The sequence below is a fragment of the Streptococcus sp. DD11 genome (assembly GCF_001578865.1).
GTDB lineage: Bacteria > Bacillota > Bacilli > Lactobacillales > Streptococcaceae > Streptococcus > Streptococcus panodentis.
Genome location: NZ_KQ969397.1, coordinates 186585 through 191871 on the forward strand (window position 1 = coordinate 186585; position 5287 = coordinate 191871).

General features: G+C 49.2%; 4 protein-coding genes. 1 reads left to right on the plus strand and 3 read right to left on the minus strand.

Annotated features, from left to right (window positions below):
• The 3 genes from STRDD11_RS14780 to STRDD11_RS11990 form a co-directional block, all read right to left on the minus strand.
• The coding region (locus STRDD11_RS14780) for an alpha/beta fold hydrolase (RefSeq protein WP_241209453.1) at positions 1 to 639 on the minus strand (639 nt) is incomplete at its 3' end.
• Positions 640 to 780: 141 nt separating this feature from the next.
• Entirely contained in the window at positions 781 to 2568 is a 1788-nt protein-coding gene (locus tag STRDD11_RS11985) for a serine hydrolase domain-containing protein (RefSeq protein WP_128837474.1), read from the minus strand.
• Positions 2569 to 2673: 105 nt separating this feature from the next.
• Positions 2674 to 2874, minus strand: a complete 201-nt coding sequence (locus STRDD11_RS11990) for a hypothetical protein (protein WP_128837475.1) — start codon at positions 2872 to 2874, stop codon at positions 2674 to 2676.
• A 535-nt stretch (positions 2875 to 3409) separates the two neighbouring features.
• On the opposite strand from STRDD11_RS11990, the gene STRDD11_RS11995 reads away from it, so the two are divergent.
• Positions 3410 to 4945 (plus strand): ATP-binding cassette domain-containing protein, encoded by a 1536-nt coding sequence (locus tag STRDD11_RS11995; protein ID WP_128837476.1) that lies wholly within the window; start codon positions 3410 to 3412, stop codon positions 4943 to 4945.
• The last annotated feature ends 342 nt before the right edge of the window (positions 4946 to 5287 follow it).

Consider the following 5287-nt stretch of genomic DNA (forward strand, 5'->3'; position numbering starts at 1 on the left):
AGACTGGATAGCCGAGGCATTGTCATCATTAAAGAAAATGGGCAGGCGAGCCAAGCCCAGATTTCTGACCAGCTGAACGATCTGGTAAGAGCGGGTAAAACGCTCCTGATCGGATACTTCCGTATGGGGCATGGTCATATCCAAGCCAACAATAGCTTCCACTTCTGACGGATAGCGATTGGCCCAGTGAATGGCCTCCAGACCCCCGATAGAATGGGGAACCAGAACATAGGGGCCGGAAATCTTAGCCGCCTTGAGAGCCTTGCGGGTCTGACTGAGCTGCTTATCCAGCGAGCGGTCATCATCCCCGTCATCGCTGTAGCCATAGCCCAGCGGCTCGACAACAACGATGCGGTAATCCTCCTCCAGCCTGGAGTAAAGAGCTTTGAAATCCAGCACTGGCGAATTGGTGCCCAAACCAGACAGGAAAACCAAGGTCTTGTCCCCCTTGCCGGCCGTATAAACATTGAGCTTCTTGCCGTCCACCTCGACCAACTGGCCAAAGGGCTTTTGGATTAGCCTACTCTCCTGAGCAATTTGGAAACGGTGATAGAGAAAAATCGCCAGTAAGGCCAAAGCCAGCAGCCCCAAGAGCCAGACTAGGCCTTTGAACATAAATTTAAAAATACTTTTAATCATAGGTATTCCTTTCCTAAGCTAGAACATCCAGAATTGATAGAGAGAGCATTTTTTGAAAAAGTCGTTCCTTTTTTATTATAACATCTATAAAACTCGCCCGCAGTTATTTACAGTTTATAACTATTTGAATATCTACTTCTGCTACATCACCCACCATTGATAAAGCGACCAGTAGAGAATATTGGCCACGATAGCCAAAGCTGACAGACTGGTCAGGACGGTCAGGAAGATACGGCCTTTTCCGAGTCCCTTTCTATCTTTGGTCACCAGCGGGTAGACCGCACAGCCTGTCAGGAAGAGGCCCAGTCCGGCAAAGACCATGTAGCGCCAAGGCTCTACCATTGGATAGTTTTGGAACTGATTCATGGCAACAAGCAAAAGCAGGATGAGATTGCCGCCGAAAAGAAGGATGCCTATAGAAGTCAGGTAATTCCAGACCTTCCAAGAGCGGGGAGCCGGACTTTTGGTCTTTCGCAGGAGGAGCCGGAAACCGCCAATCACGGAACTGAGCACAAGATTGCCCAGGGCAAAGACAAGGGCCAGAGCTCCGAGGATCAGGACCAGATAGTGCTTGAAAAGATCCGTATCCGAAAGCCTTTCTGCACTCATGACACCGACTTCTATACGGTCAGCCCCCTGGCTCTGGTCAATAGTCCAGAACATAGACAGCAAGGCCGGCTGGTCCGTCAGCTTATCAATCTTCTCTATAGCACCGGGCATCATGAGCAGGATGGATAGCGGGCCATTGTTATAGCTTCTCAGATAGTGGTAATAGCCGGGCTGGGACTGCTTCTTAGTAGCCTCACTGACAGTCTGCATTGGGCCGAAAATCAATTCCGGCATCTGGGTATTGTACACTTGCTCATATTGCTGATTGGTCAGGATAACTTGGCCAATACCGTTTTCAAGATCCAGATAGAGATTGCTGGAAAAACCATCTGAATTCCCATTGTGCCCCAGCAAGGTGACACCATAATGGCTGGCCCAAAAGCCGTGGGCATTGCGGGCGATGTCCGTACCGGGGTAGATGGAAGTCGTTGAGTAAAGAGTGGTCCAAGTCTCCGGACGCTTGAAAAGGGTCTTGCGGCCCAGCAGGGCTTGGGCCAATTTCTGCAAATCATCCAGCGTTCCCGTAGCCTGACCGACCGAATAGAGGCCCAGTTTAAAGGGAACCTCTCCTAAAAGCTTGCCTTGGGCATCATAACCCTTGGCTTCCTTGCGCTTAGCTTGGACATAGGCATTGTCTGATAAGTCTGGTAAAATCGCGGTCCGATTCATGCCCAAGGGCTGAAAGATATGCTCATGGACATAGTTCACATAGGTCTGACCGGAAATCCGCTCCACGATATAGGAGGCCAGAGCTGTACTATAGTTAGAATAGGATGTCGTGGTACCTGGCTCAAAGGACTGGATGGGCTGGTAGTCTAGGAGCAGCTCTTCAATCGTTTTATTGTCACCCTCATTGTAGAGCGGTGTCTCGTCAAAACCAGGCTGGTGATTCATGAGATCCAGCATGGTGATGGGCTTGTCATAGCGAAGATTTTTGAGAAAACCTTTCGGCAGGTAGGTCCGGATGTCTTCCTCCAGATCAATCTTCCCTTCTTCCCAGAGCTGCATGACGGAGACCCAGACGGTCAGCTTGGTGATAGAGGCCCATTCAAAGACGCTGTCGTCATCGGCCTTGACTTTATTTTCCTTGTCCATATAGCCAAAGTTCCCCCGGTAGATGGTGCCGTCCTTGTCAAAGACGGCTGTCTCCATGCCGGCAGTTGTCTTTTCATGTTCCTTGACAAAGTCTTGGATTTTCTGGCCAATCTGGCTACGGTCCGTGCCAGACGGCAGCTTCTGCGACTCTGCTTGAGCATGGACCGGGCAAAAAATTCCCAGCGTCAAAACGGTTAAAATAATGATTAAAATTGATTTTTTCATGAGTTTTCCTTTCTAGTCGGTTCCTTGGATCGCATAGGCGATACTTCTGTAAACCATTCGGATAAAAATTCTCAGCATAGGCCTTCTCCTTTCTGAAACAATCTTTTACAGCATTCGGTCTAAGGCTGCTGCGTGCTTGGCCAGCCTTGTCCCTTCCTGCTCCTTGACATAGTCCTGGAGCTTCTGCCCAATCCGGCCGACTGCCCTAGCAGAGGACACGGACTGCTCAGCGGTTTGAGCTTGCGGCGTTTTTAGAAGTCCTAAGCTCAGGACAGTCAACAGCCAGAGAAATAAGGTTTTTGGCATGATCATTCACTCCTTCGATAAAATTTTGAATAGCGGGTGGATTCATTCTGCTCCTGCGTCTTTTACAAATCATAGGCCTGTTTTATGTAATCATTTCTTATATATAATTTTTATATACAAGATGATTATATATAATTAATCCGTATATGTCAAATTTTTATACGATTAAAAATTTATAGGTCGTCCTACATCAAAAAGCCTAGAAATCAGCCTTTTCAAGACTTTTGTCATCCCGAATTCAAAAAAGATCAAAAAAAAATATTTTTTGAAAGCGCTTGACAAATTCACTATCCTCTGCTAGACTGAAAACAGAAAGATATCGGAGGTATAAGGAGACATGAAAAATTAAGTCTATTTTTTAAAGGAAACTTTATTTAGTAGATTTTGTCATGTTTTCACATACCCGCAGTGTCTTTTTCTCTATTTCGCTAGAAACAAAGACCTGATTAGGCATTTCACTGCCTTCTTTGTGCAATCAAAAAACAGCTCTGCTAGATAAAGCGGAGCTGTTTTTTACACGAATAAGGAGGCACCTATGTTACAAGTAAGCAATCTCACTATCACCCATCTAAAGGATCTAAAAGACTTGGTCAGAGACCTGACACTGACGGTCAATCCGGGCGACAGAGTAGCCATCATCGGCGAAGAGGGCAATGGCAAGTCCACCCTGCTCAAGCTGATGATGGAGCCCAGCCTGGTCACAGACTATGTCAGCTGCAGCGGTCAGATCCAAAGGGCCTACTCCTCTTACAGCTACCTGCCCCAGCAGCTGCCTGAGCAGGAGGCCCAGCTGACCCTCAACGACTACTTCTTTGCGGACACCGAGGCAGATTTGGACTATGCTAAGCTCTACCGCTATGCCCAGGAGCTGCATTTCGACAGTCAGCGCTTTGCTTCAAGCCAAGTCCTCTCCAGTCTGTCCGGCGGCGAAAAGCTCAAAGTCCAGCTAATCAAAAAACTGTCCAGCGATGCCGACATGCTATTTTTAGACGAACCTTCCAATGACCTGGATCTGGATACCCTGATCTGGCTGGAAGATTTTATCAAGCAGACGGACAGGACGGTCCTCTTTGTCTCCCATGATGAAAATCTTCTGACTAAGACGGCGACCAAGATCGTCCATCTGGAGCGGATCAAGAAAAAGCAGGAAGCCCGGACTACCGTCAGAAATCTGGCCTATGAGGACTACAGCCAGCAGCGTCAGGAGGCCTTTGACAAGCAGAGCCAGCAGGCCAAGAAAGAGCGGGAAGAACACGCCAAGACCATGAACAAACACCAGCGGGTCAAGCAGAATGTCGAAAATGCTTTGAGAAATACCAAAAACGATGTCGAAGGCCGACTCCTTGCCAAGAAGATGAAGAACGTTCTTTCTCAAGGCAAGCGATTTGAGCAGCAGGCAGCCCAGATGACTGAAATCCCAACTCAGGAAGAAGCAATCAAGCTCCGCTTTTCAGACATAGAAGCTCTGCCATTGACCAAAAGAATCCTCAAAATGGACGGGCAAAATCTGGAGGTTGGAGGGCGACTGCTGGCGAAAAATCTGAGCCTGGAAGTGACCGGACAGGAGAAAATCGGCATCATCGGAGCCAATGGAGCGGGCAAATCCAGCCTGCTCAAGGAAATGTGGGGCAGCCTATGTCAGCGGACAGATCTGCGGGCGGGCTACATGCCCCAGCACTATGGCGACCTGCTGGATCAGGCAGTCAGTCCCCTGGACTTTCTGGCTCCTACCGGCCATAAGGCCAGTCAGGAAAAGGCTCTGACCCATCTGGCCAGCCTACAGTTCACGCGCGAGGAAGCCCGCCATCCTATCAGCCAGCTTTCTGGCGGCCAGCGAGCCAAGCTCCTCCTGCTCAAGCTGGTCCTGGACCGACCCAATGTCCTCCTGCTGGACGAACCCACGCGCAACTTCTCCCCCACTTCCCAGCCCCAGATCCGCCAGCTCTTTGCCCACTACCCCGGCGCCATCATCACCGTCTCCCACGACCGCGCCTTTCTCAAGCAAGTCTGCCAGAAGCTTTACCGGCTGACCGAGGAGGGATTGGAGGAGGTGGGGAAAGATAGTTTGTAAACACCTTATTTCCAGCCATAGCCAATAATAAATGATATAATATAGGTGAAAGGGAACCGCTAGGCCAGGGTAGAAAGACAAGATTCGGAAACCATGTTCCCTCGCTCAGCGCCCTAACCGTCCCTCATCCACTTTTACTCGTCCAAACCAATAGGAGGAAGCTATTGAAAAAACTCATCACCCTCATTTTTCTCGCCGGCCTTGCTGCCTCTCTTGCCATCGGAAGCACTGTTATACTTGCCAACGATGACACTAGAGAAAGCAATAAAAACGCTGTTGCGCTTGCAGAAGACAGCAAGAATGACGAAGCTGCCCAAGCACCGACGCTGGAAATCATGGCAG